This is a genomic window from Cytobacillus sp. FSL R5-0377 (assembly GCF_038004385.1).
Taxonomy (GTDB): Bacteria; Bacillota; Bacilli; order Bacillales; family Cytobacillaceae; genus Cytobacillus.
This window is the reverse complement of the sequence record NZ_JBBORA010000001.1, coordinates 4,163,484-4,189,513: the sequence shown is the minus strand read 5'-3', so window position 1 is coordinate 4,189,513 and position 26,030 is coordinate 4,163,484. Positions and strand designations below refer to the sequence as shown.

At 42.5% G+C, this 26,030-nt stretch carries 28 protein-coding genes and 2 other annotated features; of the genes, 5 read left to right on the top strand and 23 right to left on the bottom strand.

All coding sequences use genetic code 11. From position 1 onward, the window contains the following. Nucleotides 1-96: 96 nt before the first annotated feature. The gene (locus tag NSQ49_RS21360) at nucleotides 97-702 is read left to right on the top strand and encodes a methyltransferase domain-containing protein (RefSeq protein WP_251284010.1); all 606 of its coding nucleotides are present in this window, start codon (nucleotides 97-99) and stop codon (nucleotides 700-702) included. A gap of 35 nt (nucleotides 703-737) precedes the next feature. Here NSQ49_RS21360 and NSQ49_RS21355 read toward each other — a convergent pair whose 3' ends face one another. The 13 genes from NSQ49_RS21355 to NSQ49_RS21295 form a co-directional block, all read right to left on the bottom strand. Beyond that, on the bottom strand, nucleotides 738-1,478 hold the full coding sequence (locus tag NSQ49_RS21355) for a TPM domain-containing protein (RefSeq protein ID WP_159862785.1): 741 nt from the start codon (nucleotides 1,476-1,478) through the stop codon (nucleotides 738-740). Then, a complete protein-coding gene (locus NSQ49_RS21350; RefSeq protein WP_159862784.1) occupies nucleotides 1,475-2,053 on the bottom strand; it encodes a LemA family protein in 579 nt (192 codons plus the stop codon). The genes NSQ49_RS21355 and NSQ49_RS21350 overlap by 4 nt, the downstream gene beginning before the upstream one ends. A 289-nt stretch (nucleotides 2,054-2,342) precedes the next feature. Then, nucleotides 2,343-3,335: an aliphatic sulfonate ABC transporter substrate-binding protein gene (locus NSQ49_RS21345; RefSeq protein ID WP_159862783.1), complete on the bottom strand. Its 993-nt coding sequence runs from the start codon at nucleotides 3,333-3,335 to the stop codon at nucleotides 2,343-2,345. 16 nt (nucleotides 3,336-3,351) lie between these two features. Further along, a complete protein-coding gene (locus tag NSQ49_RS21340) occupies nucleotides 3,352-4,107 on the bottom strand; it encodes an ABC transporter permease (protein ID WP_159862782.1) in 756 nt (251 codons plus the stop codon). Then, nucleotides 4,091-4,879 (bottom strand): ABC transporter ATP-binding protein, encoded by a 789-nt coding sequence (locus NSQ49_RS21335; protein ID WP_159862781.1) that lies wholly within the window; start codon nucleotides 4,877-4,879, stop codon nucleotides 4,091-4,093. The genes NSQ49_RS21340 and NSQ49_RS21335 overlap by 17 nt, the downstream gene beginning before the upstream one ends. 155 nt (nucleotides 4,880-5,034) lie before the next feature. Then, nucleotides 5,035-5,820 carry a tryptophan synthase subunit alpha gene (gene trpA, locus NSQ49_RS21330; protein ID WP_159862780.1) on the bottom strand — a complete coding sequence of 262 codons (786 nt, stop codon included), beginning with the start codon at nucleotides 5,818-5,820 and terminating at the stop codon, nucleotides 5,035-5,037. Continuing rightward, nucleotides 5,817-7,022: a tryptophan synthase subunit beta gene (trpB, locus tag NSQ49_RS21325; protein WP_159862779.1), complete on the bottom strand. Its 1,206-nt coding sequence runs from the start codon at nucleotides 7,020-7,022 to the stop codon at nucleotides 5,817-5,819. The genes trpA and trpB overlap by 4 nt, the downstream gene beginning before the upstream one ends. After that, nucleotides 7,019-7,642 (bottom strand): phosphoribosylanthranilate isomerase, encoded by a 624-nt coding sequence (locus NSQ49_RS21320; protein WP_159862778.1) that lies wholly within the window; start codon nucleotides 7,640-7,642, stop codon nucleotides 7,019-7,021. The genes trpB and NSQ49_RS21320 overlap by 4 nt, the downstream gene beginning before the upstream one ends. Beyond that, nucleotides 7,639-8,427, bottom strand: coding sequence for an indole-3-glycerol phosphate synthase TrpC (gene trpC / locus NSQ49_RS21315; RefSeq protein ID WP_159862777.1), 789 nt, complete (start codon nucleotides 8,425-8,427; stop codon nucleotides 7,639-7,641). Before trpC ends, NSQ49_RS21320 begins: the two co-directional genes overlap by 4 nt. Then, on the bottom strand, nucleotides 8,428-9,453 hold the full coding sequence (gene trpD, locus NSQ49_RS21310) for an anthranilate phosphoribosyltransferase (protein ID WP_159862776.1): 1,026 nt from the start codon (nucleotides 9,451-9,453) through the stop codon (nucleotides 8,428-8,430). It lies immediately after the preceding gene. Then, a complete protein-coding gene (locus tag NSQ49_RS21305; protein WP_159862775.1) occupies nucleotides 9,425-10,036 on the bottom strand; it encodes an anthranilate synthase component II in 612 nt (203 codons plus the stop codon). Before NSQ49_RS21305 ends, trpD begins: the two co-directional genes overlap by 29 nt. After that, nucleotides 10,033-11,424, bottom strand: coding sequence for an anthranilate synthase component I (trpE, locus tag NSQ49_RS21300; RefSeq protein ID WP_159863028.1), 1,392 nt, complete (start codon nucleotides 11,422-11,424; stop codon nucleotides 10,033-10,035). Before trpE ends, NSQ49_RS21305 begins: the two co-directional genes overlap by 4 nt. Before the next feature lie 68 nt (nucleotides 11,425-11,492). Then, nucleotides 11,493-11,736: a binding site (T-box leader), on the bottom strand. 139 nt (nucleotides 11,737-11,875) lie between these two features. Beyond that, nucleotides 11,876-12,127, bottom strand: a binding site (T-box leader). Nucleotides 12,128-12,187: 60 nt separating this feature from the next. After that, nucleotides 12,188-12,820, bottom strand: a complete 633-nt coding sequence (locus tag NSQ49_RS21295) for an MOSC domain-containing protein (RefSeq protein WP_159862774.1) — start codon at nucleotides 12,818-12,820, stop codon at nucleotides 12,188-12,190. Nucleotides 12,821-13,001: 181 nt separating this feature from the next. On the opposite strand from NSQ49_RS21295, the gene NSQ49_RS21290 reads away from it, so the two are divergent. Further along, on the top strand, nucleotides 13,002-14,261 hold the full coding sequence (locus NSQ49_RS21290; protein ID WP_251284011.1) for an MFS transporter: 1,260 nt from the start codon (nucleotides 13,002-13,004) through the stop codon (nucleotides 14,259-14,261). A 36-nt stretch (nucleotides 14,262-14,297) separates the two neighbouring features. Here NSQ49_RS21290 and NSQ49_RS21285 read toward each other — a convergent pair whose 3' ends face one another. The 10 genes from NSQ49_RS21285 to NSQ49_RS21245 form a co-directional block, all read right to left on the bottom strand. Further along, nucleotides 14,298-15,077: an alpha/beta fold hydrolase gene (locus tag NSQ49_RS21285; protein ID WP_159862772.1), complete on the bottom strand. Its 780-nt coding sequence runs from the start codon at nucleotides 15,075-15,077 to the stop codon at nucleotides 14,298-14,300. A 69-nt stretch (nucleotides 15,078-15,146) separates the two neighbouring features. Next, complete coding sequence (locus tag NSQ49_RS21280; protein WP_268891644.1) at nucleotides 15,147-15,272, bottom strand: hypothetical protein; 126 nt, start codon at nucleotides 15,270-15,272, stop codon at nucleotides 15,147-15,149. 278 nt (nucleotides 15,273-15,550) lie between these two features. Beyond that, nucleotides 15,551-15,607 (bottom strand): hypothetical protein, encoded by a 57-nt coding sequence (locus NSQ49_RS26745; protein WP_369425971.1) that lies wholly within the window; start codon nucleotides 15,605-15,607, stop codon nucleotides 15,551-15,553. A gap of 167 nt (nucleotides 15,608-15,774) precedes the next feature. Beyond that, nucleotides 15,775-16,029 carry a hypothetical protein gene (locus tag NSQ49_RS21275; protein WP_201306479.1) on the bottom strand — a complete coding sequence of 85 codons (255 nt, stop codon included), beginning with the start codon at nucleotides 16,027-16,029 and terminating at the stop codon, nucleotides 15,775-15,777. A gap of 88 nt (nucleotides 16,030-16,117) precedes the next feature. Then, nucleotides 16,118-16,915, bottom strand: a complete 798-nt coding sequence (locus NSQ49_RS21270; RefSeq protein ID WP_159862771.1) for a DUF2935 domain-containing protein — start codon at nucleotides 16,913-16,915, stop codon at nucleotides 16,118-16,120. A gap of 123 nt (nucleotides 16,916-17,038) precedes the next feature. After that, complete coding sequence (locus tag NSQ49_RS21265) at nucleotides 17,039-17,905, bottom strand: GNAT family N-acetyltransferase (protein ID WP_159862770.1); 867 nt, start codon at nucleotides 17,903-17,905, stop codon at nucleotides 17,039-17,041. A 429-nt stretch (nucleotides 17,906-18,334) separates the two neighbouring features. Further along, the gene (locus NSQ49_RS21260; RefSeq protein ID WP_159862769.1) at nucleotides 18,335-20,206 is read right to left on the bottom strand and encodes a PTS fructose transporter subunit IIABC; all 1,872 of its coding nucleotides are present in this window, start codon (nucleotides 20,204-20,206) and stop codon (nucleotides 18,335-18,337) included. 1 nt (nucleotide 20,207) lies between these two features. Then, nucleotides 20,208-21,137: a 1-phosphofructokinase gene (gene pfkB, locus NSQ49_RS21255; RefSeq protein WP_159862768.1), complete on the bottom strand. Its 930-nt coding sequence runs from the start codon at nucleotides 21,135-21,137 to the stop codon at nucleotides 20,208-20,210. Then, complete coding sequence (locus tag NSQ49_RS21250; protein WP_159862767.1) at nucleotides 21,134-21,886, bottom strand: DeoR/GlpR family DNA-binding transcription regulator; 753 nt, start codon at nucleotides 21,884-21,886, stop codon at nucleotides 21,134-21,136. Before NSQ49_RS21250 ends, pfkB begins: the two co-directional genes overlap by 4 nt. 403 nt (nucleotides 21,887-22,289) lie before the next feature. Further along, nucleotides 22,290-22,565, bottom strand: coding sequence for a DUF2188 domain-containing protein (locus tag NSQ49_RS21245; RefSeq protein WP_159862766.1), 276 nt, complete (start codon nucleotides 22,563-22,565; stop codon nucleotides 22,290-22,292). Nucleotides 22,566-22,832: 267 nt separating this feature from the next. On the opposite strand from NSQ49_RS21245, the gene NSQ49_RS21240 reads away from it, so the two are divergent. The 3 genes from NSQ49_RS21240 (at nucleotide 22,833) to bioB (ending at nucleotide 26,006) form a co-directional block, all read left to right on the top strand. After that, entirely contained in the window at nucleotides 22,833-24,209 is a 1,377-nt protein-coding gene (locus NSQ49_RS21240; RefSeq protein ID WP_159862765.1) for a M28 family metallopeptidase, read from the top strand. A gap of 183 nt (nucleotides 24,210-24,392) precedes the next feature. Next, nucleotides 24,393-24,989: a biotin transporter BioY gene (locus NSQ49_RS21235; protein WP_159862764.1), complete on the top strand. Its 597-nt coding sequence runs from the start codon at nucleotides 24,393-24,395 to the stop codon at nucleotides 24,987-24,989. Nucleotides 24,990-25,013: 24 nt separating this feature from the next. Beyond that, entirely contained in the window at nucleotides 25,014-26,006 is a 993-nt protein-coding gene (gene bioB / locus NSQ49_RS21230) for a biotin synthase BioB (protein WP_159862763.1), read from the top strand. Nucleotides 26,007-26,030 lie beyond the last annotated feature (24 nt).

Here is a 26,030-nt window from a genome sequence, read left to right as displayed (position 1 = left end):
TAATAGTACCTTTTCCAGTAAAAAATTATTTATCCATTTTACGGAATAGGTTTAGAACCTCTTTATAGGGACTAAATATAAGTATTACACAGCGAGGTGAGGGACTTGTTCGATATTTTCGCAAGACAATTTGAAAAACCACAAGGGTTACTGGGAAAGCTCGCCGGGAAAATTATGTATTTTGAGAACCGCAAGATTAACAGATGGACGATAGAACAATTACAGATAAATCGCAGAGATTCTATTTTAGAAGTTGGCTTTGGCCCCGGATATAGCATTAAACATATTATGGACCAATGGCGCTATTCAGAAACGGATGGAGTCGATGTATCGGAAGATATGAGAACAGCTGCAGCCAAACTGAATGATGACTATATTCAGCAGGGAAAAGTCAGATTGTTCGTGAAAGATGTTCATGATTACTTTCCGGATAAAAGGTATAATAAAATATTTTCAGTCAACAATTATCCGCTTTGGAGAAAACCAAGGGAGTCTCTTCAGCATCTGCATGGGATGCTTGAAAAAGACGGAAAAATTGCCATCACGGTTCAGCCAAGAGAAGAAGGAGTGGATGAAACCATTACCAAAAATTTGGGGCAGGTAATCAAAGCTGATATGGAGGCTGCAGGATTCCATTCCATTTCCATTTCATTTAAAGAGGCCCGTCCTGTATTAACCGTTTGTGTAACTGGAATTAAATAATAGGAATGAGCGGGGAAAACCCCGCTTTTTTTGCTTTACCAGCCCCGGCTGGCTCCCCCGCCGCCAGATGAGCCGCCTCCACCTCCCCGCGGACCGCCACCTCCTCTGCCTCCGCCTCTTGAGAGAATGGATAGTATGGCATATGAAAAGGTCCCGCCAAAGAATTTAATATCAAGAAACAGCAAACCGATAGCAATGAAAATCAGCAGCCAGGAAGGAATGCCAATGCCTCCATCCTCTTTCCCGGCATCAGTATATTCGCCGCTGTTTCCCAGGTTCACTTCTCCGGCAGCCTCCTGTACAAGCACCTTATAGGTTTCAATTACCGCATTATTGGGCTGCCCATTCTGGAGATATGGAATTGTTATCTGATCCAGAATCCTTCCGGCTTTCCCATCCGGAATTCGGCCTTCAAGCCCATAGCCAACCTCAATGCGCACCTTCCGATCCTGCATGGACACAACTAATAAGACACCATTATTTTCTGCAGCGCTGCCTATGCCATATGACCGGAAAGCTTCGTTTGCATATTCTTCAATCGTCCTGTTCCCAATTGTTTCAACAATTAACACTGCTGCCTGAGCAGTTGTCTGATCCTCTAACTGCCTTCCCAGGCTGTTCAGTTCTGATTTTTCCTGTTCATTTAGAACACCTGCAAAGTCCTGTACATAAATATCTCCAGCGGGCTGGGGTATGGATTCTTCTGCATGGACTGAGAAAGCCCCCATAATTACATTTACTAAAAGAAGGGTCAAAAAGACCCTGCGGATGATCATTCTCCATTGCCTCCAAAGTCCACTTCAGGCGCTTCATTCGCCAATGGATCCGCCCTGAAATACTCTTTTTCATCAAAGCCTGTTATCCCGGCAACAATTGCACCTGGAAACCTTTTTACTTTTTTGTTATATACAGAAACCTGGTCATTATAATCCTTGCGGGCTACCGATATCCGATTTTCCGTACCGGCAAGTTCGTCCATTAATTGAGTAAACTGCTTATCCGCTTTTAAATTGGGATAGTTCTCAACTACTACCAGCAGCCGGCTCAGAGCACCTGACAGCTCAGCGTTTGCTGCTGCTTCCTCTTCTGGCGAACGGGCTCCCGCCAATCTCGCACGTGCATCTGATACCGCCTGAATCGTCTCCTTCTCGTGAGCAGCATACCCCTTAACTGTTTTAACCAGATTAGGAATCAAATCCAGCCTTCTCTGCAGCTGATTTTCAATTTGGGAATAAGCCTGATCCACATCTTCCTCAGCACTGACGAATCCGTTATAACTGGACATCAGCATCATACCTGCTATGACTACTGCCGCAATCACGGCAATTAAAACTCCCATGCCTTTTTTCATTTGCGCCACTCCTATGTCTGTGTTGTTTTTATCACTTGCATGATATTTTTCCTTTTTTGAGAGGAAGTTAAACCAAGATATTAGGCGGGAAGCTATTGCACGGTAATTTGTTTCTGGGAAATGTTTTCGTTGAATTATGCCCGTGCTGGATTGCCAGGTAAATGGTAATTATCATATAGTTTCTCGGGAACTGCATGTGGGAGATTCCTACTCTTTTGCGCTTCTTAATTCCGTCAAACCCTGTAACACAGAAAAACCGGAACCCGCCAGGGCTCCGGTCCAAATATGCTTATTTAATAAAGTTCTTTGCAATCAGTTCACTGAATTCCGGTTTATCCTTCAGGAATTTCAGCGTGTAGGAAGAATCTGCGAATTCCTGGATTGTGTCTGCATCAACATCATAAGTGAACCCGATTCTATCCCAGGCGCGGTCTACTACTTCTTTTTCCAGCTCCTGTCCGGTTACTTCTTTAATGTCCTTGATTGTAATAGCCTTTGCTTCTTCAGGATTTTCTTCAATAAACTTCACAGCATCTTTATGCGCATCCACAATTTTCTGTACTTTTTCAGGACTGTTCTCCACTGCGTCACCCGTTGCAACTAAAACAGATGCCGGAAGTGTTTCACCAAAGGATACTTCATCCCATCCTATTACCACTTCTGCGTTTGTTTCCTGTTCGATGACGGCTGCCCATGGTTCTGGGGCAACTGCAATATCAACTTTGCCTGTTTTCAGCATGCTTGCATATTGTGCAGGATTGCCAGTTAAATGCTTCATAGTACCGCCAATCCTTGCTGATGTAATGCCGGCTTCTTCAAGATATGTCTCATACTGGACATCATGTGTGCAGCCTACGCCAGGTGTAATAAACGTTTTTCCCTGGAAGTCCTCAAGTGAGTTAATTTCTACTCCTTCTCTGGCAAGGACAACCGTTCCGCCAGTTGAAGCACCCGCGATAATTTTAACGTCAGCGCCGGTTGAGAAGTTGTTCATTGCTGGTCCTGGCCCTACAAGACCTGCATCAATATCACCTGTTTTAAGAGCAGTCATGAAAGAACCGCCTTCAGCAAATGTCTTGTATTCGACTTTTGTTCCATCGCCGAGCTGTTTTTCAAAATATCCTTGATCTTTCGCAACCATTGCCGGCACATGGTTGATATTAGGAAAATAACCGATGACAATTTTGTCTTCCTTGCCGCTGCTTTTCTCAGATGATCCGCAGCCCGCAAGCAGCCCGGTAAACATAAATAATATAGCAGCCCATAAAAACGCCTTTTTCATAAATACCCCTCCAAATTTAAGACTCAAGTCCCCATTTTTTACTAACCGATTTTTCAATGCGCTGGAATATGAATTGGTCAACAATCATTCCGATTGCTCCAATGATAATCATCACACCGATTACGATATCCATTCTTCCAAAGTCTGAAGCATATCGAAGTGTGTAGCCCAATCCAGGTCCTGTGCTTAAAAGCTCACCGGCCATCAGTGCCCGCCAGGCGAATGCCCAGGCAAGACGTGAACCGGTTACTACGTAAGGAATGGATGCTGGAAAGATGACTCTAGTGAATAAGTCAATGCCAGTCGCACCCATTGTTTGAGCTGCTTTGATGTATAGTGGTGAAACGTTTTTAATACCTGTTCTCATGTTAAGAGCCATTACAAATGTTCCGCCAAGTATGGTCACAAAAATAACGGCTTTTTCATTTAAGCCGAACCACATAATCGCGATAGGCAGCCAGACAATGCTGGGTACACTTTGCAAAGCAAGAATGACTGCACCCAGTGTTTCATCAGCAGTCTTGGATTTCCCTAACAGAATTCCTATCAGGGTCCCAAGAATAAGGCTGATTGTTAAACCGATTGCGAGCCGCTTAAAACTTGCGATTAAATCATAGATTAGTGTTTTATCCTGAAACCCTTCAACAAGTGCATTGAAAACACTGGACAGGGAAGGGAAAATCAGCGGGTGCCAGAGTTCAAGCCGTGATCCGATTTCCCAAAATGCAATGACCGCTGCAAAAAATATGATTCGTTTAATGGCTGTTTGCATATTGGAGCTCCTCGCTGACAACTTTATCAATTTCCTTTTTCAGGTATTTCATTATGTGTTCTTCAATCTCCAGCATTTCTTTCTTGTGTTCCTCACGCGGTCTGGGAATATCCACCATTATATCCTGTAAAATAGTTCCCGGCTTTGTTCCCATAACAATGATCCGATCTGACAGCTTAATAGATTCAGAGATGCTGTGAGTAACAAAAAGAATGGTTTTCTTTGTCTCTGTCCAAATGGTTTCCAGCTGTCCATGCAGACGTGAACGGGTCTGTTCATCAAGAGCTCCGAATGGTTCATCCATTAGAAGTGTTTCAGGGTTCATGGCAAGTGCTCTCGCAATTGCTACCCTTTGCTGCATTCCTCCAGAAAGTTCATGAGGATAATGGGATATATATTTACCCAGCTGCACCTTTTGCAGATACTTAAGTGCCGCTTCCTCAGCATCCTTCTTCTTCATTTCTTTTTTCAGCGGAAACGTGACATTTTCCATGACTGTCAGCCAGGGGAATAATGCTGCCTGCTGGAAAACCATTCCTCTGTCCTTTCCAGGCTTTGTTATGGTTTTCCCATCGATTTGAATGTGGCCTGAAGTAGTTTTAGTCAGACCAGCGACGATTGAAAGAAGTGTAGACTTTCCGCATCCTGAAGGTCCTAAAATAGAGACAAACTGGCCTTTTTCAACCGATAGATTGATATCTTTCAAGACATCAACAGGACGATTTTCTTTATCGCTATATTGTTTATTTACCTCATTTATCTCAATGAACATTCAAGATCACCTATTCCTATAAATCTCATTAATTTACTCGGATTACTTGTAATTATAATGTATTCACTTAGCATGTCAACCTTTACAATCAATATTTTTAATAAGGAGCATAATAAAACAAAAAAGCCTCCTCCACCAGGGAGAAAGCTTTTGTTTCATAATTTAATTTCTTCTATTTTAGATGAAGCGATCAGCTCTTCAACTTTTACTAAATCTCCGCTTTGAAAAAGCTCGATAATCCTGCTCCCCACAATTACCCCGTCACAATGCTGATTCATTTCTTTAACATGCTGGGGTTCAGAAATTCCGAAGCCTGCCAATACCGGAATCGGACTTACCTCTTTAACCCTTTTCAAATGCTTTCCGAGTTCTTCTTTAAATCCTTTTCTTGCACCGGTGATGCCATTAACTGTTACAGCGTATAAAAAGCCTCTTCCTTTGCCTGCAATCTCCTGAATCCTATCTACCGGACTCGTCAATGTTACAAGACGAATAATTTCGATTCCGGCTTTTTCTGCAATTGGTGCAATAATCTCTTCTTCCTCTGCAGGAAGATCAGGCAAAATGAGCCCGTCAACCCCGCTGCTTGAGGCATCAGAAATAAAATTGCCAATACCATAAGCCATGATCGGATTCATATATGTCATAAAAATAAGCGGGATGTGAACGATAGGGCGGATTTCCGCAACTGCTGCTAATACGCCCCTAAGAGTTGTTCCGGCTTCTAAAGCCCGGATGCCTGCCTGCTGGATTACAGGCCCATCTGCGACCGGATCGGAAAACGGAATCCCGATTTCTATGGCTGTTGCTCCTGCTTTCTCGAGAAATGTAATTTTCTCAGCGAGCGTGTCCAAGCCCCCATCACCAGCCATAATATATGGCACAAATGCTTTTTCATTATTTTGCTTTAGATTCTGAAAAACTTTTTCGATCCGGTTCATTGTCCTTTCCCTCCTAATCTTGCTCTCACCGTTTCTACATCCTTGTCCCCTCTGCCGGATAAACAGATAATGATACCTTCGTCTTTTTTCATTTGCGGCGCAAGCTTTAATGCGTACGCAACTGCATGAGAGCTCTCTAGGGCCGGAATAATGCCCTCAAGCTTGCATAACAGCTTTAGCGCATCCAGTGCCTCATCATCTGTGATCGATTCATACTCGGCCCTCCCGCTATCTTTTAAATAGCTGTGCTCCGGGCCTACCCCGGGGTAATCAAGTCCTGCAGAGATGGAATGGGCCTCCTGAATCTGTCCGTGTTCATCCTGCAGCAAATACATTAATGCGCCATGAAGAACTCCCGGAGTTCCTTTTGTTAAAGAGGCAGCATGTTTTTCTGTATCTGTCCCCAATCCTGCCGCTTCCACCCCGATCATGCGGACTGATTCATCCTTAATGAAAGGATAAAACATTCCCATTGAATTGCTTCCTCCTCCAATGCAGGCTACAACTGCCTCAGGGAGTTTGCCTTCTTTTTCAAGATATTGCTTTTTCGTCTCATTTCCGATAACACTTTGGAAATCCCGTACTATCATAGGGAAAGGATGCGGGCCCATCACAGAGCCAAGGATGTAATGTGTATCCTCGACGTTCGTAACCCAGTAGCGAAGCGCTTCATTGACTGCATCTTTTAAAGTGGCACTTCCCGAATGCACCCCTACCACCTTCGCTCCGAGCAATTCCATTCTGAATACGTTCAGCTGCTGTCTCCTTATATCCTCTTCACCCATAAAAATAATGCATTCCAGATTTAAAAGAGCACATGCTGTAGCTGTGGCGACTCCGTGCTGCCCTGCACCCGTCTCAGCTACGATTTTACGTTTACCCATTCGCTGTGCCAATAGAGCCTGGCCGAGTGAGTTGTTTATTTTATGGGCTCCTGTGTGATTCAAATCTTCTCTTTTAAGATAGACCTTCGCACCGCCAGCGTATTTTGTGAGGTTCTCAGCAAAATAAAGAGGAGTTTCCCGTCCGACATAGTCTTTCAGCAGTGATTGCAGCTCGGTCTGAAACCCTTCATCGGCTTGGGCTTTCTTATACTCATTCTCCAATTCAATTATAGCCTGCATTAGTGTCTCAGGCACATATCTTCCTCCAAATTCTCCAAAATGCCCCCGTTCATCTGGCAATGTATAAGCTGCGTTCATTTTACTTCCTCCCTCTCCATACGTTTCGCATTATCTATGAATCTTTTTATTTTCTCCAGATCTTTTTTACCTTCAGTTTCAACCCCGCTGCTTACATCAACCATATAAGGATTGGCTGCTGTTATTCCTTCGGCCACATTTTCCGGCTTGAGCCCTCCTGCGAGGATGATTTTCTTATCATTCATTGAATATCTGTTTAGGAGTGACCAATCAAACGGTACCCCGTTGCCCCCCCGATACTTCCCTTTCGGACTATCAAGAAGTACATATTCACATGAATATTCATCCAGTTGAGATAGATCATCCGGGGAACCAATGCTCAAAGCTTTTATAACCGGCAAGGAGAATGAGCTGCAAAATTCCGGCGGTTCATCTCCATGAAGCTGAATGACATTGATCCCTGAAATTTTTGCTATTTCTTCAATTGCCGCTTTCGTCTCATTTACAAATACTCCGACTTTTAATACTTCTCCTGGAAGTTTTCTGATTATCTCTCCCGCTGTCTCAGGTCTAATTTTTCTTTTGCTTTCAGCAAAAACAAATCCCAGGGCATCCACACCGTTTTCAACAGCGGAAAGTGCCGTGCTTATATCCCTGATTCCGCAAATCTTCACCCTCATTGTCTGACAGCCCCCTGCAAAGGGATCTTCATGGCCTTCAAAAGCCCTTCCAGATTATCTGCCTGCATGAATGCTTCTCCGACAAGAATGGCGTTGGCCCCAGCTGCAATGACACGCCGGACATCGTCTTCAGACTTAATCCCGCTTTCACTGACCAGGAATCTTCCCGCCTTCTTTATAAGAGGGGCAAGCCTTTCTGTCACCCCCAGGTCTACTTCGAACGTTTTTAAATTCCGGTTGTTGACTCCGATCAGCTGTGCACCAGTTCTAAGAGCTATTTCCAATTCTTCTGCATTATGAACCTCCATTAATACCTCGAGTCCTTCACCTTCAGCAAAATCGAAAAGCTCCTGAAGCCGTTCTGCATCCATGGCAGCAGCAATTAGCAAAATCAGGTTTGCCCCGGTTTCTTTTGCCTTTAATATCTGCACCTCATCCACAATAAAGTCTTTGCAGAGGATCGGCAGGTCAACTGTCTCTCTAACAGCAGACAGATCATTAAAGCTGCCTTTAAAAAATCTGTTGTCTGTCAGAACGGAAATCGCATCTGCGCCATATTTTTTATAAAATAATGCCTGATCCGCGGGGTTTTGCCCGGTATTTATATCACCTTTGGATGGTGAGGCTCTTTTGAATTCGGCAATCACAGCAAGGTCGTTCCCTAACTCAAGCCTTTTTATAAATGAGCGTTTTCCAGCGGATTCTGCAGCCTCGATTACCTCCTGTTTCAGCTCGATGACTTCTTTTCTTTTTTCAGCCAGTATTTGATCTAAAATTGTTCCCACTTATATCACCTCTTTTTGGACACTTTTACTTGCTTCAATTAACTGATGAAGCTTCTGTAATGCAGCTCCCGAATCAATGCTTTCTTTGGCTAAATGGATTCCCTCTTGAATGGTTTCAGCCCTGCCGCCTGTAAAGATGCCAATCCCGGCATTCAGAAGGACCGTATCTCTTCTTGCACCTTTTTCTCCCTTCAGGACACTCAGAAGGATTTCCGCATTCTCCCTGGAATCTCCTCCTTTGATTTCGTCATTGCTGCAGACTGATAAGCCTACTTCCTCAGGGTGGAGAACCTTTTTTGTTACTATGCCGTTTTGAAGGATGGCCAGGTGATTTTCCCCCTGCAAGGATGCCTCATCCATGAACCCTGCACCATTTAAAACAACTGCCCGTTTTCTTCCCAAAGCTCTTAACACTTCTGCAAACATTTCAATATAATCTCTCCGGTAGATGCCCAGAAGCTGATTGTCAAGTTCAACCGGATTGGTTAATGGCCCAATTAGATTGAAGGTTGTCGGTATCCTTAAATCCTTGCGCACTTTCATGATCCTTTTAATATTCGGATGCACATGAGGGGCGAAAAGAAACGCAATCCCGATTTCCTCCAAAATCTCCTCCGTGCGCTCTGGCGGGTGATTTAAATTTATCCCCAAATGCTCCAAAACATCGGCACTGCCTGTTTTGCTGGATACACTCCGGTTTCCGTGCTTGGCAACTGGAATACCGGCACCTGCAATTACAAAGGCAGAAGTGGAACTGATATTAAAACTGCATGAACCATCCCCTCCCGTACCGCAATTATCCAAAACATTAGGAATTTTCTTTCTAAATGAAAGAGATTTATCCCTCATGGCTTTTACAATGCCTGCAATTTCTTCAACTGTTTCCCCTTTTGTTTTAAGGCTTACCATAAATGCCGCAATCTCACTGTCCGTCACATCATGGGCAAATAAATTATCCATCGCTTCCTTCATTTCTGCTTCTGTTAGTGACTCCCGATCAGATAACCTCTGCAGTATTGTTTTCACTCTTTTTGTCCCTCCCGATTGTTTGTAAAAAGTTTTCCAATATCTTTTTTCCAAGGTCTGTTCCCACAGACTCCGGATGGAATTGCAAACCGTATAAAGGGTAGTCTTCATGCTTGATAGCCATAATTTCATTGTCATCCATCGATCTGGCCAAAACCTTAAAGCTGACAGGCAAAGTTCCCGACTGAATAATTAAGGAGTGATAGCGCATAATGCTGATTGGCTGCGGCATGTATTGGAATAGCTGAGATCCATTATGCTTAAGTTTAGACACCTTACCATGCATGATTTTCCTTGCTTTTTCAATTCTTGCACCAAAGGCATAGCCGATAGCTTGATGGCCCAGGCAAATACCCAGGATAGGAAGCTTCCTGTAATATTGCTGAATAACTTCCACAATCACTCCCGCTTTTTCTGGCCTTCCCGGTCCGGGGGAAAGAACAATTGCATCGGGATTCAGTTTTTCAATTTCATCGATTGTTATTTGATCATTCCTTACAACTTTAATTTCCTGACCCAGTTCACCAAGATACTGATAAAGATTAAATGTAAATGAATCATAATTATCAATCAGCAGAATCATTTTTTGTCCTCCAAAAATGCTTTTAATTTATGAAGTGTTTCTTCGTACTCTTTTTCAGGAATAGAATCATGCACGATGCCCGCACCGGCTTGTATATAGGCATAGCCATCTTTAATCACCATTGTCCTGATTGCCAGGGCAAAATCCATATTGCCGTTCCCGGAAAAATAGCCGACTGCACCTGAATAAATTCCTCTTTTCATTGTTTCAAGTTCATTGATGATTTCCATTGCTCTAATTTTTGGAGCACCTGAAACTGTTCCAGCAGGCAGACATGCTATTAAGGCATCAATCGCTGTGTGTGGAGATTTTAGCCTGCCGCCCACTTCGGATACAAGGTGCATGACATGCTTATATCTCTCAATTACCATATTTTTTTCTATAGTGACTGTTCCAAATTCGCAGACACGGCCCAGATCATTTCTCCCCAGATCGAGCAGCATTCTGTGTTCTGCGAGCTCCTTTTCATCTTCTATCAGTTCCTTTTCAAGCTGCAGGTCTTCGTCATCTGTCTTGCCTCTTGGCCTTGTTCCTGCTATAGGGTTGGTGATTACTTTGTTTCCTGCAGCTTTTATAAGACTTTCCGGTGATGCCCCTGCCACCGCATATTCTTCAAAATCAAGATAGTACATGTAGGGGGAGGGATTTTGCACCCGCAATTTTCGGTAAAATGCGAAAGGATCACCAGTTAGTTCTGCTTTTAACCGCTGAGAAAGCACCACCTGGAAGATGTCACCCTCTTCAATATAGGACTTGGCTTTATTTACTTTTTCAATAAAGTCTTCTTTAGATATCGAAGCTTTAAAAGCTGACAGTGATGCTGCTTCCGGTTCAATTGCCACGGTCCCCTTCTGTATTTCATCCTTTCTCTTCTGTAATCTTTCACGAAGCTTGGATTCATCGGTTCCTGCCATCAAAGGCATGGCAACGAGATATACCTTTTGCTCCAGATGATCAAAAACAGCCACTTCCTCAAAAAACATAAGGTGTACATCTGGTACATTCAGCTCATCATGAGGTATCATTCCAATATTTTCGTATTGCCTGATGACATCATATCCTGCGTATCCAACAGCTCCTCCACAGAATGGGAAGCTTTCAAACGGGTGAGGTTTTTGCTCAGGCATCAGTCTTCTAACAACATCGAGCGGCTTTTCAGAATATACATCTGTTTTTCCTCCGGCAGAAACTAATGTCCTGGCCTCTTCCCCTTTTAGTTCCATCACAGGATCTGCGCCAATAAAGGAATACCTTCCCGATTTTTCATGCTTTAGCGAGCTTTCTAACAGGAATTTCTTTCTTCCGCTCATTCTCTGATAGATGGAAATGGGTGTTAATGTGTCACCCTCGAGTTCTTCGATAATATACGTTTCATCCAATTTTGGCATCAATTTATCTTTCCTCCAGTTCTTTAAAGAAAATAAAAAAGCCCTCTATACACACAGTAGCTGTGGGTATAGAGGACGTGTCTTGTGAACGTGGTGCCACCTCTTTTCAGAGCAAAATGCTGCTCCCTTTTTCGGGTACGGAAAAAATATCGATACCCTATCCTTTTAACGGCGGAAACCCGTGCTTCCCTACTATCTTTCGGGAAGCCTCTCGCAAGTCCATTCGAATGACTTTCCGTACCGGGCTCTCACCATTCCCGGCTCTCTTGGACGGATTCCAATCATTCTACTCCTCTTGCTCAGCGATTTAAAGTATTAAAGCTTTTAAATAAAGCGGAAGCGCCTTGCCCACCCCAGCCCTTGAGGAAGCAGGCTGCTTGCACTGGACAGGTTATCATGATGCGAAAATTCTGTACATTTCCTAAGCTAAATAAAAAAGGGCCTCCCGTCAAAAAAGGACGAGAGACCCGTGGTGCCACCTTCATTAGCTGAATCAATCAGCTCACTTAAACAGATATCAAAGCGAAGATCGCCTGAATATCTGTCTCTTGTAACGATGAGACCGTTCGCCAAAGCCTACTGCTTAAAAGGTTCGGTTTGGAGGCTCGAAAGTCCATTCACTGCCACTTCCACACTGATTTCCACCAACCATCAGCTCTCTTTAGCTTCACCAGCAGTTACTACTCTTTGTCATTGCCAATCGATATATTGCTTATTATACTATTCCGATAAATGAAAAATGTCAAGAGTGTTTTTTATTTTTTTAAACTAAATCTTTTTCCAGCTTTTCCCTCCAGACATCTGCAAGCTCCTCAATCCTCAGCAATTCTTCAATTGCATTACGGTTTTTGCGGTCATGGAACATGATAAAATTCCCTTGCAGAACCGATACCTTTTCCTGCTTTCTGTCCACGAGCTTAAGGACGCTGTCTGCTGTTACAGTTCCTTCTTTCAGCACTCTGAAAAAGTAGCCTGTGAAGCAGGTTTCAACAATTCTGCCTAAAAGCCGGTCTTCCCTGTTATGCTTTGATAATGTGGAGCACGGGATACGCCCCTGTGTTATTTGGATGAAAGATTCTCCCAGTGAAAACGTGTCACCTATAAAAACATCCTTTTCCAGCATGTTCCCTGCACAAATATTTTCACCAAATGAAGGCGGTGAGAATGTCTTTTTAAATTCTTTTTCCCACTTCCCGTAATGTTCGTAAGGGTATAGGCAAACTGCACGGTCCAGGCCGCCATGAAACGCAGTATTAGCCACTCCATCCCCCTGAAAACCTTCCTTCGTTAAAAACACACTGTTTATTCTCTCTTTGCCAATTCCCGAGATTTCCTCTTTGTTTTTCCAGCTGTGCTTTTTTGGCTTTCCTATGCTTAAGGCGATAATCTCCTTCACATAATCCCCCTCACCAGATTTCTCTTTTCTAAATATTTTAACGCATTCTATTTAGCAATTCGAAACATATTCTTCCAGAAATTGAATTTTCCCATAAAAAGACAGAGCTTTTTCTAGTTAGTTTTCCTCCAATTAGCCCATATTAAGACTAGTTTGATTAACGAAAAGGCAGGTCGGAAATATGGAGCACATTGAAAATTTACAATCTGTAAATTCCAAAGCTAAAAAGAAGTCCGGTGATGATGCTCATAATCAAAAATGGGCCATTCTCTCTCTTTCTTCGATTCCTCTCGTTATGACGCTGGGGAATTCCATGCTGATTCCTGTTCTGCCGGCGATGGAAAATAAACTAAATATTACTTCATTCCAAACCAGCATGATCATTACCGTATACAGTATTGTCGCCATTATATTGATCCCGATTGCAGGCTTTTTATCGGATCATATCGGCCGGAAAAAGGTCATTATACCAAGTCTTCTGATTGCAGGAATTGGCGGGCTGATCTCGGGTTGGGCAGCATGGAAAATGGCGGATGCCTACTGGATTATACTGGCCGGGAGGGCATTGCAGGGTGTGGGGGCTGCAGGTGCGGCACCAATTGTTATGCCTTTGGTCGGGGATATGTTTAAAAATGATGATGATGTCAGCAGCTCCCTTGGCCTGATTGAAACTTCCAATACATTCGGAAAAGTTCTATCCCCTATTCTTGGGGCGTTTCTGGCAGGGTTTATTTGGTATTTGCCGTTTTTTTCATTTCCGGTTTTTTGTACCATTTCAATTTTGCTGGTTTTCTTTCTTGTTAAGACACCCAATAAAAGAGAAGAGCCAATTCCGCTGAAGGAATTTTGGAGCAATATCAAGGATACCTTTAAAAACAATGGAAAATGGCTTTACGCAATTTTTTTTATTGGCGCCATTCTCATGTTTGTTCTCTTCGGGATACTTTTCTATTTATCTGATGTGCTTGAAAAAACATATGATATTAAAGATGTTAAAAAAGGCCTTCTCCTGGCTGTCCCGCTTGGCGCATTATGCCTTTCATCGTATTTAACAGGAAAAAAAATAAAAGAAAATAAAATACTGATGAAGTGGATCATTTTCCTGGGCTCAGTGCTTGTGGCAGCTGCAACTGCGATCTTAAGCTTTTCAAATAATATGTGGTTCATGATCAGCATGTTCCTGTTTGCCGGTGTTGGCATTGGCGTAGCATTGCCTTCATTGGATGCACTGATTACGGAGGGAATAGCAAAAGAAGAACGGGGCACCATTACTTCGCTATACAGTTCAATGAGATTTATTGGGGTTGCAGGAGGGCCGCCGGTCATTGCCATTCTGTTAAAGCATTCGGATCGGGGGCTATTTTATATATTAAGCGGAGTTACTATTCTTGCCGCCCTTGCAGCCATTATCGCGATCAAACCTGACGCAAATGATACCTGAAAAAATCCGTATCGTTCAATGACGATACGGATTTCTTTATTTAAATTGCTGCAGTACAAAACCAGTTACAACCTGATTGAATAGCTTCCACTTTTTAGTTGGCACCTGATGGGAAACGCCTTTTATTATGGCCGCCTGAAAGCTGACATATCTTCTATAGCTTCTAATATGCTGATTAACAAAGTCTCTTGAGCCATAAATCAGGAGAAGCGGAACATGTAAATCCCTCAGGCGGTCAGTGCAGGAATAGTGGAGTGATCGATTATAAAATTGAAACCACATGGTGTGATTTGCCTTTTTCATATGTTCCAGAATCTCGTCTCTGACCTTTTTATCATTTGTATGGCTCGATGCTATTACATACCTCAGGAAACCCGGGAAGTGCTTCACAAAGTACATGCCCAGAATATGCTCATATCTGAAGGTTTCGGATAACACCTCAGGAAACCCTCCTGAGAGAATAACTCCAAGTGTCCTTTCCGGATATGAAAGGGCAAACTCCTGAGCAATTATACCGCCTGATGAATAGCCCAGAATAACAGCTTTTTCAATATCCAAGTGGTCTAATACAGCTTTTATCTCTTCAGCATATCCTTTAATAGTTACTGTTTTCTCTGGCCCAATGGTATCTCCGTTTCCGCTCAGATCAGGAAAAATAACCTGAAAGTGCTCAGCAAGCAGGCCTTGATAATAAAATACCTTTCTTCCCATAGCAGGGGGATGTATAAAGATAATCGGCACACCTTTGCCCATCGTTTCATAAAAAATTTTTGTATCCTCTAAAGTCAATACCGGCAAATGGATCGTCCTTTCCATACGACTGCTCCATAAAAAAATGGGACAGTTTTAGTCTGCCCCATCATGGTTAATTTTTTATTTCCAACATCAGTCAGGCCTTGTCTTTTTTGCGTTTTTGCTTTCTGGCCCAAGCTCTTTGGAGAACTCCATTTCATTAATGCTTTTCTTCGTACTCTGCAATCCTGATTTAGTCTTAATATTGCGCTTTGTCATATCAGTTCCTCCTTATATCGATGCCATTTTAGTATTTCACACCAGGCTAAGGATCATTATGGATTTTTTGCCGAGATCGGCATATACTATAAGTGATCATGCGACAGGCTTATTTCCGTGACTTTCTAAGACGTATATGATATCCTTGAATTAAGAATATGAATAAAAAACGACCGCAGGTGTTGCCGCACCCACGGTCATTCGCAATAGTCGTTCCCTTAGGGGATCGGCATGTCTATGACATAGACCTCTCCCTCAATTGTCAGATCAAGGGAGGTCTATTTTTTATGGTTAAAAGTCATGACAGCAATGATCAGACTGGAAAAAGAAATCATCATCATGATCGATTCGAAAACTGTCAAAAGGCATCACCCCCTTTCAGTACGGGGCTAGCCGACCACCCTTGAGAAACTCCCATTGCTTCTTTATTATACCACATTCCTGTCCATTTAGTCGAACGTATGTTCTATTTTGGGTAAATTGATTCTTCTTTCCTATTTTTTCAAATTTTACTTTCTAAGTTGTCTGCCGATTTCCTTTGAAGATATCCATGAAGGAAACCCATTTCCTGGTTAAGCAAATACTCCATTTCTTCAAGCTGCTCTTTCCCAATTAGCTGGGGGTTTTCTCTCCATTCCGCACTGTGGATAAAATAAAAATTTCGTATCCTTTTAAAAATAATGATTGCATCAGGAAAACAGTCAAATAACCCCTTTACCTGATTTCTCCGCATATAACTCCATTTTATCAGTTTCATGATATCAGCCTTTTTATATTCCTTTACCCGGAAAACATGGATTCATGTTCTGAATACAAAAAAACTGCCGGAAATGGCAGCTTTGAAATTATTCTTTAAGCCTTGGCTTGGCCGGATCACATTTTGGCATTTCAGACTGAGTGGACTCTGCAAGCTTTGAGAGGTAATAGCATTCTTCACGGTACATGTGGTCCGCCATTAAAGGTGCAAATGTTCCCAATGCCTCTTTGCTTAATTCAAGCTCTTCGATTTCATTAAGGAAGTTCATAAACAAAGACATTTCAAGCGAAACATCGCTGTTAAACTTCCGCAGTGCTGGGAATGATTCAACATTAGTCCGAAGGAAGCCGGACATTTCTACAGCCTTTAAATAAAAGGCTTCAAAATCCTTTGTATAGCCATCACTGACGTTTTTTATTTTCATCTCAACCCGTTCCATATTGTCCGATATGGCACCTGCATGCCCTGCTGCGTCCAGAAGCCAGATTAAATGGTGATGGAGCTCATGAAAAACAGGCGGGGTTTCTCCCTTAGTTAAATATTGCAGGACAAGCATATATTCTTCAAGTTCATTGACCATATGGTTAATAAAAACCGGGCCAAGATGAATGGTTATTTTCCCTGTCAAATGTCGTTCCAGCAGGTTCAATTTAAATTCCCTCAGCTTTTTAGCTTCCTGTTCCGCCCTCTGGCTCAACTCCTCGAGATTATCCACTTCAACCCTTCCTAACAGCTGATCAAAGGTTTGTATGAAGTAATTTGCCCGTTCAATGCTGTCTTTTTCCTTCGGTGATAGCGAATCATGTATAAAGCGTGCATGATCGCCCAAAATCTGCAGCCAAAAGCCGTGTTCAAATTTTGCAGCATTTTCATATTCCTCAGCCAAGTGTATCTCCCCTTTTTAGCTTATTCATAAAAACATATCAGAGGCCAGCTGAAATTATGCCTAAGCATTTTTAATCAGCAGCTTAGTTTTTGGCAGAAAGGGGAGAATTGTAAGGCAGGTCTACTATAGCGGCTTTTCCATCATTACCTGGCCAATCTTTTTTTCGAATCCCATTTTAAGTAAAGCATTTGAGACAGGATTGGAGACAGAGATATTAACTGCAGTGAAATCAATAGAATCATCCCTATCCAGGAACAGTTGGCCAAGGATGCTTCCCATTACTTTTCTATTAACATTTCCATTGCTGAACCTTAGCTGAAAGATAATAATGCGGTCTGTACGTCCATCGGCTTCCAGTATTCTTTTATATAAAATGTAGCCAGCTGCTTTCCCATCTTCACCTATAAGCACAGCCGCTTCTCCGTGCTTTGCACTTTGCCACTGGCACTGCCAGGCAGCGGCGCTGTCATAAAAGCTAAGTGACTGCAGCTGTTCAGGGTATACTCTTTTTAGGGAATAACTGTTTTCCTGTAAGGAGTCCAGTTCTTTATATGTAAGCCTCCTGTTTAAATGAAGCAAGTGATCAGTTTTCACATAGCCTGCTTTTTTATACAGCTTAATCGCCCTTTCATTTTCTTCAATTGCTTCGAGGACAGCAGTGTGAGCATTCTCAGCTTTATAGATGTTAAGCACCTCTGTCATCATTGCTGCAGAAAGTCCTTTTCCCCGGAGTTCAGGTGCGATTCCCGTTCCTCCGTTCCAGGCTATTTTCCTGCCATCAATTTCCCGGAATCCATTCATAATAATTCCGCAAGGCTCTCCTTGCATAAACACAACTATTGATTTTTCAGGCGAAAGACCTTCGAATATCATTCGATTAACAAATGACTGGATATCCATCTTAATGGGCACTAAATAGCCTTCAAATCCCCTATTCCAGGCAGTCAATGCCTCCTCCAGGGTACACTGGGAAAGTCTTTTAATTTTCATAAACGCTTCTCCTTCAAGTATGATAAAGCACTGTTATTTATTTTTTATTCCCTCTTTTAATTACAATGATAATGGCCATTTCCACCACCTCCATTTAAATAGACCGAACAGTTTATTTAAACACAAAAAATATAGACTAATGAGTTTATTTTAATTAAAACATTTATTTTCTGTTTTTTCAATCTATTTAGAAAGTATTTTTTACAAAGACCCTTTTCGTATAAATAGATTATTTTGCTTTTCAACATTGCCGATTAATTCCGCTTCATGCTGTTCAGCGAACAGCTGGGCATTCATTAAACACCGCGCGAAGGAAATGCGCATTCATTTTTGATAGCCTGCCCTGCAATCAACTCAGTAAATATTAGCGAAAACAGCCTTTCATAAAAATGAAAGCCGATACATCAAGTACCGGCTCTTGTTCATACATCATTTATTCATAGGCTTTTTCAAAAATCCCATAAGGACAGCGGACAGCAGAGCACCTGCTATTATTCCAGCAAGATAAATCCCCCATGGTCCATCGACAAGAGGGACCACAAAGACTCCGCCGTGCGGCGCCCTTAATCCGATTTCAGCCATCATGGAGATGGCACCTGCAACGGCAGCCCCTGCCATGATGGATGGGATGACACGCAATGGATCTGCGGCTGCGAATGGGATTGCGCCTTCTGTTATAAACGAAAATCCCATTATATAATTTGCTTTTCCTGCATCCTGTTCCTGTTTGGTAAATCTATTTCTAAATAAAGTCGTTGCAAGCGCGATGGCAAGAGGCGGCACCATGCCTGCTGCCATGATCGCAGCCATTGGCTCATATACTCCATTTGCAAGCAGCCCCGTACCAAATACGTATGCTGATTTATTAACCGGGCCTCCCATATCAAACGCCATCATCAGCCCAAGCACCGCTCCCAGCAGGACAGCGTTTCCAGTGCCAAGACCTGAAAGCCACTCGGTAATAGCAGTATTTAATGCTCCCACTGGTTTATTGACTACATAAAGCATCAGTAATCCTGTGAAAGCAATTCCAAAGAGCGGATAGAGCAAAATCGTTTTAATTCCTTCAAGAGATGAAGGCAGGCCTGCAAATACTTTTTTCAACCCAACTACTACATAACCTGCAAGGAAGCCTGCAATGATGCCGCCAAGGAAACCTGCCCCTCCGGATACAGCCAGCATTCCGCCGACTGCGCCAGCAGCAAAGCCGGGACGGTCCGCAATGCTCATGGCAATAAACGCTGCAAGGATTGGAACGATTAATCCAAATGCATTCCCTCCGCCAATGGTCATCAGCGCTTCAGCGATAGGATGGTATGACGGATCATTAGGATCTGCTGCTTTATAGCCGAACATAAAGGAAATGGCAATCAGGATTCCTCCGCCCACAACAAATGGAAGCATGTTGGATACGCCATTCATTAAATGCTTATAAATTCCGGCTTTTTGTTCTTTTTGATTTCCGGCGGATTTGCTGCTGTCCGCGCTTCCTCCCTTGTAAACAGGAGCATCCTGATTAAGCGCTTTTTCAATAAGCTCCTTAGGTTTCCGGATGCCATCAGCAACTGCCGTTTCAAGGACATGCTTCCCGCTGAAACGCTCCATTTCCACCTTGGTATCTGCTGCAACTATAACCGCTGCTGCATTCGCAATTTCGTCCGGTGTCAAAACATTTTTTGCACCGCTTGAGCCATTAGTTTCCACCTTAATATCAACGCCCATTTCAGCTGCCTTGGCCTTTAGTGAATCAGCTGCCATATAAGTATGGGCAATTCCTGTTGGGCAAGCTGTTACCGCCACTACAAAGCGCTTACTGTCAGCAATATTTTGGTCTTCCTCATCTTCTGTCTCGTCATAGCTGTCAATGATTTCAATAATTTCGTCAGCAGAGGCAGATTGTCTAAGTTTTTTGCGTGCTTCCTCGTTCATTAATATTGATGAAAGCCTCGATAAAGCCTCCAAATGGGTATTATTTGCTCCTTCTGGGGCTGCAATCATGAAAAATAGATGTGCCGGCTGACCATCAAGCGATTCATAATTTACACCTTTAGCTGATTTCCCGAAAGCAATCGCAGGCTCCTTGACAGCACCCGTTTTGGCATGCGGAATGGCTATTCCGTCACCTATGCCTGTTGTGCTTTGTTCTTCCCTTTTAATAATGGCATCCCTAAACGCAGACCGATCATGAAGCTTCCCGGCTGCATCAAGCTGGCTTACCAAGCCATTTATGGCATCCATTTTGCCTGTTCCGCTCATTGAAAGCAGAATCGTTTCTCTTGTCAGCAATTCTGTTATTCTCATCCTAAATCTCCCCTTTTAGGCTGACTTTTTCAATCGAAACTTGGGAGAGCAATTCCTCTGCTTTTTCCTTTGTGCAAAGACCAAGTGAAAAAGCTGTGGCGCTCCCTGTAGCCACACTGTATTGAAAAGCCTTTTCTATATTTTGGTTTTTTTCGTAAGCTGCAAGAAAACCGGCTACCATGGAATCTCCGGCACCTACAGAACTTTTTACTTTTCCTTTTGGAACGCTTGAAATATAAGCAGCTTCATTAGAAACCAAGACAGCTCCCTTGCCGGCTAATGAAACAATGACATTCTGGGCGCCCATTTCAACAAGTTTCTTCCCGAAAGGAATGACTTCTTCAGCGGATGTAAATTTTCTGCTGAATATTTCACCCAATTCATGGTGATTGGGCTTTATTAAAAACGGTTTGTATGGAAGGACCTTTTTCAATAATTCTCCCTCTGCGTCCACCACAAATGCCGCTCCATTTTTTGAACAGATTTTTACCAGCTCTTCATAAGTTGTTTCCGGCAAGGTTGATGGAATACTTCCTGCCAGGACAAGCATATCTCCTGCTGATAGGCTGCGGATTTTATTTTTAAGATCCTCGAAATTCCTTCCTGTAATGGCCGGCCCTTTGGCATTGATCTCGGTTTCCGTCTCTGTTTTAATCTTTACATTGATTCTTGTGTCGTCATTTACTTGTACAAAGTCAGTTTGGATATTCTCCTTATTTAGGCAATCAACAAGATAATCTCCAGTAAAACCGCCTGCAAAGCCAAGTGCCCTGCTTTCAACATCCATTCTTTTCAGAACTCTGGAAACATTTATCCCCTTTCCTCCTGGGAACTTCGTATCCCGCTGCATGCGGTTAAGCCCGCCGACCAGTATCTCATCCAATTCTGCGATGTAGTCCACTGACGGATTTAGCGTCAATGTGTATATCATGCTGTCACGACCTTTATTGTAGTTTTGCTGGTATAAGGCTCCTGCTGATCCTCATTCAGCTCATTTGTAATAATTGCTGCTGCGTGCAAATCGGCAATTTTGGCAAAGGCGATTTCTGAAAACTTTGTGTCATCTGTAAGCACGAATGCCTCTCTTGAAAGCGAAATGGCCATTTGCTTGATCATCGCCTCATCCTGATCGGGTGTGGTGTAGCCGAATTGAGGATGAATGCCGTTAACCCCCATAAAGCATTTATCGAACCGATAATTTTCCAGGCTGGCCAATGCCCCCCTGCCAATGATTGCTTTTGTCTGTTCCTTGGCAAATCCTCCGATAATAAATGTTTTTATATTCCTTTCCAGCAATGCTTGAATATGCATTAATCCGTTCGTCACAACTACAATTTCTTTTGCAGGCAAAAAGGGAATCATTTCAGTTACTGTGGAGCCTGCATCCAAATAGATCGAATCTCCCTCTTCAACAAGGTTTGCCGCGTATTGGGCAATTTGGCGCTTTTGCTGAAGGTTTTTGGATGATTTCTCAGACATGCTGGGTTCCTGAAGCTTTCCCTGAAGCCTGGCTGCACCTCCATGAATTCTTTTGAGATACTTTCCCTCCTCAAGCTGGGTAAGATCCCTTCTGATAGTTGATTCCGATGTTTCTGTCAAGTCAACGAGATCCTGAATTTTCACTACACCTTTTTCTTTTAATAGCTGCAGTATCATTTTGTGGCGCTCTGGTGTTAACAAAACATCACCTCCCTGGGCCTGTTATTCTTCTTGACTACATCATACTGAAACCGATTGCAAAAATCAATCATTTTCGATCAAAATAAACCAAAAACAATCATAATGTGCGTGTTTTTGAATGATTATAGATTGCTTCCTATTTTTATTAGAATATTTTAAATATATTAAAATAATAGTTTGCTCTCTATGGTTTATTATGCTAGAATCTAAAATAACAATATATAGTTTCATCTGATAACTTCCGCTACTATATATTGTTTTATGTTAAGAATTAACTCGTTCCAAGGTCTCTTTTTTGAACCGCTTTCTTATCGAAAGCGGATTTTTTTATTTTAGGAAAAAAATTACATATACCCATAACAAAAAAAAGAGCATTACTCAATGGCAATGCCCTTCTCTTAGATTATTTATCTTCATAGTTTAACAGATCTTCAATTTTTCCATCCTCATTATGCAGTATGGCCATTGTGCCTGCTTCTTGAGCCATGCGCTTTGCTTCCTCAACTGCATCTGACTGGGAATCTGCAATGTACTCAGGATCGTCCTGACCTTCTTTTTTGACTGCCCACCCTTCTTCAACATGCGGTACTACATGGAATCTTGCGTCATCTGTACCTGCCCGGTCCTTAAAATATTGTTTCTGTTCGTCACTCTGAAGGTTATTTTTATTATTCGCCATGTTTATACCTCCTTTAATTGTGGGGACATCATTTATTAATGAGCAATATCACTTTACCCTCTCTGGAAAAATAAAAAACACCCAGATTTTAATTAATATAGGAGTTAGGTACTGATGAACTTTGTCATTTACCATAAAGAAATGGCAGATGATGTCGGAACAATGGGTATGTCTAGTAGGGATTATTACACTATTCATAAAATACCATTTTCTACTAAACTAGGAATCGTTAGGTAATCGAAAAATACTAGTCTTCAGGAGGTTATTATGCCAAGAAAAAACCGAAAACCTGCCAGGATAATGGCAGCAGCTTTAGCAGCTTCCTTAGCATTTGGGACAGTCGGGTATGCTGCCCCGCTAAGTACTGAGAACGGAAACTCATCCAACTCACAGGACCAGAAGATTATTGCCAGAGTGAATGCTGAACGTGCAATCGGTCACGTAAGGTATTTATCAGAAGAAATAGGGACAAGACCGGGCGGATTAGAAAATGAAAAGAAGTCAGCACAGTATATTGCAAATACACTTATGAGTTATGGTTATGATGTCGAATTTCAATACTTCCCAGTAGCAGATCAATACATAGGCAATGCTGCATTTGGAGACGGAACTGTATGGGAAATGGGAGCTGCCCCGAATGGAGCAATCAGCGAAGCACCAGTTCAGGCTGAAGTGATCTATGTGGAAAATGAAAATTTCCATGGGGCTGAGGGTAAAATTGTACTGCTGGCTCGCGCAGATACTACAGCTGGATACCGGGAGCAGGTAGCCAAAGCAGTTGAGGCAGGAGCAGCTGGTGTGATTCTGCAAAGCCTTGTTGGAAGCAGAGGAAATTTCGGTCAAACTTTTAATCCCAGCCTGACTGGGGAATATAATATCCCGGTTTTCGGGGCTTCCTATATTCATGGTGAATGGCTTAAGGAACAAATGGAGCAAGGTGCAGTTGAACTCTCCCTGACAGCAAAGCACTATAAAGATCTTAAATCGGTAAATGTAATTGCTACAAAGAAAGCTAAATCAAAAGATGAAAATGCAAAAGAGGTTATACTAGGCGCCCATCATGATAGTGTAGTGGGTGCTCCCGGCGCTAATGATAACGCTTCTGGTGTTGGGTTAATGCTTGAGCTTGCCAGAGTTTATAAAGGATACAATACAGACAAAACTCTTAAATTCATTGCATTTGGCTCTGAGGAACGCGGACTTTTAGGAGCAAGATATTATGTAGATCAGTTAACAGAGGCACAAAAAGATCAGATAGAGGCTGTTTTTGTCCCTGATATGGTTGCAACAAATTATGATAAAGCAAAAAATCTATATGCCATGACACCGGACGGCAGCCAAAATATTGTGACAGCCTCAACTGGTGAAGCTGGGGCTCGCTTGGGAAATTCCGATATTCTGCCTGGTAAATTCGGATCGAGTGACCATGTTCCCTTCCATAATGCAGGCATTCCTGCTGCCTTATTTATCTGGATGGGCATAGACAGCTGGGATCCGCTTGTCTATCACATTGAAAAAGTATACCATACACCTCAGGATACTATTGAAGATAATATTTCTGAAGAAAGAATGCAATCAGCACTAGATATTATCGGTTCCGGACTTTTTGATGTGGTTCGAAAAAAAACAAAAGGCAATAATTAATACTACAATACAGCCGCGGCAATTTGCCGGCGGCTATTTAATTTGGAAAAAGCAAGCACCCCAGTTCCATCACAATTTGTTTTACCCCTCTTATATGTAAACCTTATTTAAATTAAGGTTGACAATGTTCATCTGCTGCTATTATTCTAAATTGTATAAATATAAAACTATCAGGAGGCTTTTATGAAGACAGGTTTGAGGACAATTGATCTAACTTTGGCTGGTATGTTTGTGGCCCTGATGGCAGTTGGGGCAAACATCACGTCCTTTGCGCCATTTTTGGTGATCGGAGGAGTGCCCATTACGTTACAGACCTTTTTTGCCATTTTGGCAGGGGCAATTTTAGGGAGCCGATTGGGTGCTATTACAATGGCTGTCTATACTTTCGTCGGGCTTGCAGGCGCCCCGGTCTTTTCAAAATTCGGAGGCGGTTTTGCTTCACTGCTAAACCCCACTTTTGGTTTTATCCTTTCGTTTATTCTAACAGCGTATGTCACAGGAAAAATTATCGAAAAGAAAAAATCAGTTCCGGTATATATTACTGCAGCTCTAATTGGGATGGCGATCAATTATCTATTCGGGACAAATTGGATGTACATGGCTTATAAACTCTGGTTCACAGCACCTGAAGGATTTACCTATCAAATGGCTTGGCTATGGATGGCGGTCCCTCTTCCAAAGGACATTATTCTTTCTGCTTTTGCCGGATTAATGGCATATCGGCTGGAGCATAGAGTATTTGCCCGCAGTCAGTTCAGAAAAATGAACCGTGCAGCTTAACTAATAGTATAGAGGGGGATACATATGAATTTTCAAAGATTAGCTCTTAATGTATTGGAAGGACATGAATTAACCGACTCGGAGGCAATGTCAATATTAAATTGCCCAGATGATGAGCTTCTGAATTTATTGCACAGTGCCTATAAAATCCGTCATCATCACTACGGAAATAGAGTAAAACTAAACATGATCATTAACACAAAATCCGGTTTATGTCCTGAGAACTGCGGCTATTGTTCACAATCGAGCATCTCAACTGCACCTATCGAAAAATACAGAATGATGGATAAGGACTCGATCTTACAGGGAGCTAAACAGGCTCATCAGCTTAATGTTGGAACATACTGTATCGTTGCTAGCGGAAGAGGTCCGAGCAATAGGGAGCTAAACGAAGTCGTTTCAGCTGTTAAAGAAATTAAGGATACTTATAATATGAAGGTCTGTGCCTGCCTCGGGCTTTTGAAGCCTGATCAGGCCGAGAAGCTTAAGGAAGCAGGAGTGGACCGCTATAATCACAATATTAATACATCTGAAAGTCATCATGAAAATATCACCACCTCCCATACATACCGGGATAGAGTCAATACTGTTCAATTAATAAAGGAGGCAGGCATCTCACCATGCTCAGGTGTTATTATCGGCATGAAAGAAACCAAAGAAGATGTCATAGCGATGGCCCAAAGCTTAAAAGTGCTTGATGCCGACTCTATACCGGTTAATTTTCTGCATGCCATTGACGGGACGCCTCTGGAAGGAACCAATGAGCTGAATCCCCGCTATTGCCTGAAGGTTCTCTGTCTCATGCGGTTTATCAATCCATCAAAGGAAATCAGAATCTCCGGGGGCAGGGAAGTAAATCTCAGGAGCCTTCAGGCGCTTGGATTATATCCTGCCAATTCTATTTTCGTTGGAGACTACTTAACCACTGCAGGACAGGAAAGCACGGCAGACCATCAAATGCTTAAGGATCTGGGCTTTGAAGTTGATTTTGCAGCTGGCAAACCAGTATGCTCATGATTAAAAAAGATTCTGCGCAAATGC

Bases quoted from the DNA above. Each gene is read 5' to 3' on its own strand.
- NSQ49_RS21355 (WP_159862785.1), bottom strand. From the start codon at position 1,478: ATGATCATCCGCAGGGTCTTTTTGACCCTTCTTTTAGTAAATGTAATT.
- NSQ49_RS21350 (WP_159862784.1), bottom strand. From the start codon at position 2,053: ATGAAAAAAGGCATGGGAGTTTTAATTGCCGTGATTGCGGCAGTAGTC.
- NSQ49_RS21345 (WP_159862783.1), bottom strand. From the start codon at position 3,335: ATGAAAAAGGCGTTTTTATGGGCTGCTATATTATTTATGTTTACCGGG.
- NSQ49_RS21340 (WP_159862782.1), bottom strand. From the start codon at position 4,107: ATGCAAACAGCCATTAAACGAATCATATTTTTTGCAGCGGTCATTGCA.
- NSQ49_RS21335 (WP_159862781.1), bottom strand. From the start codon at position 4,879: ATGTTCATTGAGATAAATGAGGTAAATAAACAATATAGCGATAAAGAA.
- trpA (WP_159862780.1), bottom strand. From the start codon at position 5,820: ATGAACCGGATCGAAAAAGTTTTTCAGAATCTAAAGCAAAATAATGAA.
- trpB (WP_159862779.1), bottom strand. From the start codon at position 7,022: ATGAACGCAGCTTATACATTGCCAGATGAACGGGGGCATTTTGGAGAA.
- NSQ49_RS21320 (WP_159862778.1), bottom strand. From the start codon at position 7,642: ATGAGGGTGAAGATTTGCGGAATCAGGGATATAAGCACGGCACTTTCC.
- NSQ49_RS21305 (WP_159862775.1), bottom strand. From the start codon at position 10,036: ATGATTCTGCTGATTGATAATTATGATTCATTTACATTTAATCTTTAT.
- trpE (WP_159863028.1), bottom strand. From the start codon at position 11,424: ATGCCAAAATTGGATGAAACGTATATTATCGAAGAACTCGAGGGTGAC.
- NSQ49_RS21290 (WP_251284011.1), top strand. From the start codon at position 13,002: ATGGAGCACATTGAAAATTTACAATCTGTAAATTCCAAAGCTAAAAAG.
- NSQ49_RS21285 (WP_159862772.1), bottom strand. From the start codon at position 15,077: ATGGAAAGGACGATCCATTTGCCGGTATTGACTTTAGAGGATACAAAA.
- NSQ49_RS21280 (WP_268891644.1), bottom strand. From the start codon at position 15,272: ATGACAAAGCGCAATATTAAGACTAAATCAGGATTGCAGAGTACGAAG.
- NSQ49_RS21275 (WP_201306479.1), bottom strand. From the start codon at position 16,029: ATGAAACTGATAAAATGGAGTTATATGCGGAGAAATCAGGTAAAGGGG.
- NSQ49_RS21265 (WP_159862770.1), bottom strand. From the start codon at position 17,905: ATGAAAATTAAAAGACTTTCCCAGTGTACCCTGGAGGAGGCATTGACT.
- NSQ49_RS21260 (WP_159862769.1), bottom strand. From the start codon at position 20,206: ATGAGAATAACAGAATTGCTGACAAGAGAAACGATTCTGCTTTCAATG.
- pfkB (WP_159862768.1), bottom strand. From the start codon at position 21,137: ATGATATACACATTGACGCTAAATCCGTCAGTGGACTACATCGCAGAA.
- NSQ49_RS21245 (WP_159862766.1), bottom strand. From the start codon at position 22,565: ATGGCGAATAATAAAAATAACCTTCAGAGTGACGAACAGAAACAATAT.
- NSQ49_RS21240 (WP_159862765.1), top strand. From the start codon at position 22,833: ATGCCAAGAAAAAACCGAAAACCTGCCAGGATAATGGCAGCAGCTTTA.
- NSQ49_RS21235 (WP_159862764.1), top strand. From the start codon at position 24,393: ATGAAGACAGGTTTGAGGACAATTGATCTAACTTTGGCTGGTATGTTT.
- bioB (WP_159862763.1), top strand. From the start codon at position 25,014: ATGAATTTTCAAAGATTAGCTCTTAATGTATTGGAAGGACATGAATTA.